General features: G+C 72.7%; 4 protein-coding genes and 1 pseudogene. All 5 read right to left on the minus strand.

The genetic code is table 11. From position 1 onward, the window contains the following. The coding region (locus tag EAO76_RS22160; protein WP_222872189.1) for a polyketide synthase at positions 1-1,079 on the minus strand (1,079 nt) is incomplete at its 3' end. A gap of 155 nt (positions 1,080-1,234) precedes the next feature. Next, positions 1,235-3,946: a LuxR C-terminal-related transcriptional regulator gene (locus EAO76_RS22165; protein ID WP_148837702.1), complete on the minus strand. Its 2,712-nt coding sequence runs from the start codon at positions 3,944-3,946 to the stop codon at positions 1,235-1,237. Between the two features lie 155 nt (positions 3,947-4,101). Beyond that, a complete protein-coding gene (locus tag EAO76_RS22170; protein WP_148837713.1) occupies positions 4,102-4,914 on the minus strand; it encodes a metallophosphoesterase in 813 nt (270 codons plus the stop codon). Between the two features lie 22 nt (positions 4,915-4,936). Continuing rightward, positions 4,937-5,716 carry a thioesterase II family protein gene (locus EAO76_RS22175; RefSeq protein WP_316248363.1) on the minus strand — a complete coding sequence of 260 codons (780 nt, stop codon included), beginning with the start codon at positions 5,714-5,716 and terminating at the stop codon, positions 4,937-4,939. A 232-nt stretch (positions 5,717-5,948) separates the two neighbouring features. Beyond that, positions 5,949-6,134 (minus strand): annotated as a pseudogene (locus EAO76_RS44735) (MarR family transcriptional regulator); the annotation flags it as partial.

A 6,134-nucleotide genomic window follows, 5' to 3' on the forward strand; every position in this document is an offset into this window, starting at 1 on the left:
CCGACAACCCCCGCAGCACCCTCCAGATGCCCCACATTCGTCTTCGCCGACCCCACCCGCAACACACCGGAACGACCCTCCGCCCGCCCCAGCACACGACCCAGCGCAGCCGCCTCCACCGGATCACCCACCCGGGTACCCGTACCGTGCAACTCCACGTAATCCACATCAGCCGGGGCGATCCCCGCGTCCGCGTACGCCTGGCGCAGCACCCGTTCCTGCCCCGAGACCGACGGCTGCGTGAGCCCTTCTCCGCCGCCGTCGTTGTTGACCGCGCCGCCCGCGATCACACACACCACGTCGTCCCCGTCCGCGACCGCGTCCACCAGCCGCTTCAGCACGACGAGGCCGCCGCCCTCACCCCGCACATAACCATTCGCCCGCTCGTCGAACACATACGCCCGACCGTCCGGCGAAAGCCCACCGAACTTCGACACCACCACCGACGACTCCGGGGTCAGCATCAGGTTCACACCACCCGCCAGCGCGAGCGACACCTCACCCCTGCGCAGCGCCTCGCACGCCTGGAAGACCGCCACCAGGGAGGACGACTGGCCCGAGTCCACCACCAGCGAGGGACCCGTCAGGCCCAACAGATACGACACCCGGTTGGCGATCACGCTCCGGGCCAGACCCGTCGAGGTGAACGCCCCGATCCCCTCCGCACCGGCACGCCGCGACAGCGTCGCGTAGTCGTCGGCCATCGCTCCCACGAACACACCGGCCGGGGTTCCGGAAAGCTTTCCCGGTACCAGCCCCGCGTTCTCGCACGCCTCCCACGCCAGCTCCAGCATCAGTCGTTGCTGCGGGTCCATCGCCGTCGCCTCGCGCGGCGAGATCCCGAAGAAACGCGCGTCGAACCCGTCGACCCGATCCAGGAATCCGGCACGCCGCGCCACCGTCCTCCCGGCCGCCGACGGGTCCACGTCATGGAACGCCTCCGCGTCCCAGCGGTCGGCGGGCACCTCACCGATCGCGTCACCGCCCGCGACCAGGAGGCCCCAGAAGGCTTCCGGGCTTTCTCCGCCCGGAAAACGGCACGCCAGACCCACCACTGCGATCGGTTCGTTCTGCGGCATGTCAGATTCAGAAAGCACGATGCCCGGTCTCCGTTTCATCAACACGCAGAAATCACACGCTGGGTGGAGTTCCCGCGCCTACGCCCACCATCCGGTCGGCCACCCTCACAAGCAGGGCTAAAGCCCTTCTTGCGGGTTGCTGAGCCGGGTTCCGGTCACGATCGGAGGGGGGCGGATTCACAGGGGTCGAATTCGAGGTCCAACGGCAGGTCCCGCCGCCGGGTTATGTGCAACTTGCGGTAGATCCTGGTGAGATGCTGTTCGACGGTGCTGGTGGATATGAAGAGTTCGGCCGCGATCTCGCGGTTCGTGTATCCGGCCGAGGCCAGCGCGGCGACCTTCCGTTCCGATTCGCTCAGCCGGTCGGCCTTCTCCGCACCGACCACACCGCCCGTGCCGCGTGCGGAGCCCGGTGCGCCGGGATCCTGGCCCGGCAGGATCTCCTCGCACAACGGCGCCGCCCCGCAGTCGGCGGCCAGGCCCCAGGCGCGTCGCACCACGGAGCCGGCGCGCGTTCCCTCGCCCAGCGTCTGGAAGCCCCGGCCCAGGTCCGCGAGGGCCCGTGCCAGTTCCAACCGGTCGCCGCTGCCACGGAGTTCGGCGACCGCGCGGGTCAGCAGCCGGGTTCGTTCGCGGGGCGTCTCGGTGGCCGCCCTGAGGCGCAGCGCGACGCCGCGCAGTCGTGGCCCCGTCGCGTCGGGCAGGGCCAGGTGCTCGGCGATCAGTTCCGCGGCCTCCTGGTGTCTGCCCAGTCTCAACAGCGCCTCGGCTGCGTCGGTGCGCCAGGGGTGTTGGCGCGGCCGGTCCAGGCCCCACCGCCGGGCGAGACGGCCCAGGTCGAGGAATTCGCCCAGCGCCGCCTCCGTCCGCCGGGTGGCCAGGAAGTACTGTCCGCGGGCGCGGAGCAGGGGCAGTGCGTGGACCGTCGCCAGGGTCCGTTCCGGTATCAGCGGTTCGAGGTGCCGTGCCGCTTCGTCGTACCGGCCCATGTCGGTGAGTGCCGTGACGAGAACGGCGACCGGTGCGGACCGGAAGTGGCCTCCTCGGCCGGTGACCGCCCGGATCGCCGCGGTCGCCTCCCGTTCGGCGCCCGCGAGGTCGCCCAGGCGCAGCAGCGCCTCGCCGTGCAGGGTGCCGTACATGGCCCGGAGTCCGGGTGCCCGGTGCCTGGCGATTTGTTCCTGGAGGCGTCGGCACCAGTCGGCGGCCCTGCGGGGCTGGTCGGCATGGATGAGTGTCCGTACCGCCTGGGCCAGGGCTTCGTGGGTGCCCTGGGTGGCCGGGGCACCGTCGAGGAAGCGCCCGGCGTCCTGCGCGTCGTCCTGGTGGCCCGGGTGGGTCCACAGTGCCGCACAGGCGTTCAGGTGTTCTCCGCCGGGCGGAGCGGGGGAACTCCCGCCCGGCGGAAGCGCGAAGAGTTCCCGCAGCACGTCGGCCTCCGCGGCACGGCCCGTGGCACCGGCCCCCGCGGCACGGTCCGGGCCACCGCCGTCCGTCGTCGCACGGTCCGGGCCACCGCCGTCCGTCGTCGCACTGCTCGTGGCATCGGTGCCCGTCGCGCGGCGCAGTGCCTCGGCTCCCTCCTCGATGCGCCCCTGGGCGACGAGGAGTCTCGCGAGGTGCCCGGCGGTGGCGGTGCCGAGCCGTCCGGCGCGCAGCGCGGCGAGCGGCGCCTCCAGGTGCTGTTCCGCCGCTGCGGGGCTCAACCGCCAGGTGATGGCCGCGAGTTGGAGCATGATCTCGCTGCGGGTCCGTTCGTCCGTGTCGGTCGCGCAGGATGCGTGGGCGAGTTGCAGACAGGCGGCGGCCCGCTCGGGTTCGTCGACCGCCATGGCCTGTTGTGCGGCCTCGCGCAGTACGGGTACGACCCAGCCGCGGTCGGAGCCGTCGAGGTCGTCGCAGCCCCCGGAACCCTGGGAGCCGTCGATGCCGCCGCAGGCCCGCAGGCTGTCGGCGATGACGGCTGCTTCGGCCCGGGACTCATGGAGGACGCGGGCCACCCGCCGGTGCAGTGCTTCGCGTTCCCCCGGGTCCATGTCGTCCAGCACCGCCGCCGCTGCCGCGGCGTGCCGCAGCCGGTGGCCGAGGACGAGACCCGCGGCCCGGAGTGCGGTCAGGATGCGGTCGGTCTCGGTCGGTGTCGTGCGGAGCACGCTCGCCACGCGTTCCGTGGTCGCGCCGTCCCCGAGGGCCGCGAGCGCCCGGGCCAGGTGCGGGGCGGTCGCTCCGCAGCGTTGCAGGCAGGTGAGGACGGCGCGCGAGAAGGGGCCGCCCGGCTCGGGGACGTGTCCGGGCTCGGCGAGCAGTGCGCGCAGCAGCAACGGGTTCCCGCCGCCGGCGAGGTACAGGCCGTCGGTCACGGCGGGGGCGGCCGGCCCGCCGGTGTGCCGACGTACCAGTGCCGCGGTCGCGGTGCGGTCCAGGGGGCCGACGCGAATCCTCGTGCACGCGGGGTGTTTCAGCAGTTCGGTGGCGAGTCCGGCGTCGTGGTGGGACGCGTCGGTCGCGGCGAGCACGAGCAGCAGGCCGCCGTCCCGGGCCGTGTGGGACGTGGTGCGCACCCAGGCGGTCAGCCGGCCCAGGGATGCGGCGTCCGCGTGGTGGACGTCGTCGAGGCAGACGACCACGGGGGCCCGCTCGGGAACGTCGCCGAGCGCGGTGGTGAGGTCCGTGGGGCAGTCCGGGTACGCGGCGCGCACGGTCGTGACGCCGTGGCGGTGCGCGGCGTCGGCGCAGTACCGCAGCAGGGCGGACTTGCCACAGCCCACGGCGCCCTCCACCAGCACGATGCCGGTGCCGCCCCGCCCGCAGGCGGTCAGCGCGTCGTCGAGCTGCGTCCGTTCGGCGTCTCGGCTCAGCAGCGTCATGAGCAGCAGGCTATGTACGTTCCGGGCGGGTGGGGGCCGGGGAGCGGTGGCCACAACCTGCGGGGCAGCAAGTTCGTCCCGCACCCCCTRGCGGCCGGGAAGGGAACACCTCTCGGCCCGGAAGGGCGCGCCCCCGGCCGGGAGGAACGCGCCCCTCAGCCGGGGAGGACGACGCGCGGGACGGTACGGGGGTGGCCCGGCGTGCGCCACTCCCGGGGGTAGCCGACCGACACCTCCTCGAAGCGCACGCCGTCGTACCAGCTGGTGCGGGGGATGTGCAGATGGCCGTAGACGACGGTCCGGGAGCGGAAGCGCAGGTGCCAGTCGGCGGTACGCGTGGTGCCGCACCACTGGGCGAACTCGGGGTGGCGCAGGATCCTGGTCGGCTCGCGCACCAGCGGGAAGTGGTTGACCAGTACGGTCGGCAGCTCCGGGTCGACGGCCAGGAGCCGTCGCTCGGTGGCGGCGACCCGCTCGCGGCACCACGCCTCGCGGCTCGGGTACGGGTCGGGGTGCAGGAGGAATTCGTCCGAGCAGACGACGCCGCTCCGGTACGCCTGCGCCAGCGACTCCTCCTTGTTCCGGGCCGTTCCGGTGCGGAAGGTGTAGTCGTACAGCAGGAACAGCGGGGCGACGAGCACGGGTCCGCCGGGGCCGTGCCACACGGGGTAGGGGTCCTCCGGGGTGACGACGCCCGCGGCCCGGCAGAGCGACACCAGGTGCCGGTACCGCTCCTCGCCCCGCAGCTGCACCGGGTCGTCGGGCGGGGTCCACAGTTCGTGGTTCCCCGGGGCCCACACCACTTTGGCGAAGCGTTCGCTCAGCAGCCGCACCGCCCATTCGATGTCCGCCACCAGCTCGCCGATGTCACCGGCGACGATCAGCCAGTCCTGATCGGTGGTGCTCCGCAGTCCTTCGACGAGGAGGCGGTTCTCGGGGTAACCGACGTGCAGGTCACTGATGGCCAACAGCTTCCCGTGCGCCACGGGTTCAGTGGGTGGCGGGCTGGGCGAGCGAGGCCAGGTCCTGGGCGATCGCCGCGGTGACGGCGTCCTGCTGCGGGGTCAGGAAGAAGTGGCCGCCCGGGAAGCTGCGGAAGGTGAAGGGGCCGTTGGTGAACTGCCGCCAGGCCCTGGCCTGTTCCAGGGTGACGCGCGGGTCGGAGGCCCCGGTGAGCACGCTCAGCGGGCAGTCGAGGGCGGGGCCCTCCCCGTCCGGCCGGTAGCGGTAGGTCTCGATCGCCTTGAAGTCGGCGCGCATGGCGGGCAGGACCATGCGCAGGATCTCCTCGTCGGCGAGGACCCCGGGGTCGGTGCCCGAGAGGGTGCCCATCTCCGCGATCAGCGCCTCGTCCCCGCGGGTGTGCACGTTGTCCGCGGCGTAGATGTCGGGGGCGCGCCGCCCCGAGACGATGAGGCCGCTGGGCGGCCGGCCCTCGCGTTCCATCCTGCGGGCCAGTTCGAAGCCGAGGATGCCGCCCATGCTGTGGCCGAAGAGGACCAGCGGGCGGTCGTGGTAGGGGGCGAGCACCCGGTGGATCCGGTCCGCCAGGGCGCTCACCGTCGTCAGCGGCGGTTCGTGCCGCCGGTCCTGGCGCCCCGGGTACTGGATCGTGAGCACGTCCGCGGTCGCCGCGAGGATCTGCGAGTAGCGGAAGAAGTAGGAGGCGGTACCACCGGCGTGCGGCAGGCAGACGAGCCTGATCGGCTTCTCGGGAGCCGGGTGGAAGCGCCGGATCCACAGCTCTGCTTCGGTTTCGTGGATGCTCATGTACCGGGAAGCTAGCCCTCACCGGTTAAGCGGAGCTTGTGCGCGCGGCCGGGGCGTCGATCGTCGCCGCCGCGGGTGCCCGATCCGGCACGAGGGAACCGCACCGGACCCGCACCGGTTCCGCATCGGACCCGCATGTCGTCGATCATCACCGACCGTCGTCGGTTGTCGTCGGTTGTCGTCGGTTGTCGTCGGTTGTCGTCGACGGAGTCGACCGCCGTCGCCCCTTCGGTCAGCCCTGCTTGCGGGACCGGGCCTGCGGGGACAGATGGCGGGCCAACACGTCCAGGGCCTCGGTGACTTCCTTGAGCCCCTCGGCATCGTCGCCGAGCGCATCGGCCAGCGCGCCCTCGATGGAAGTCGCCCTGACCTGGGCCATCCGGTCGGAGGGGCGGGAGGACTGCCGGACCAGGAGGCG

Origin of the sequence: Streptomyces sp. sk2.1 (assembly GCF_008120935.1) — a bacterium.
In the GTDB taxonomy this organism is placed as follows: Bacteria; Actinomycetota; Actinomycetes; order Streptomycetales; family Streptomycetaceae; genus Streptomyces.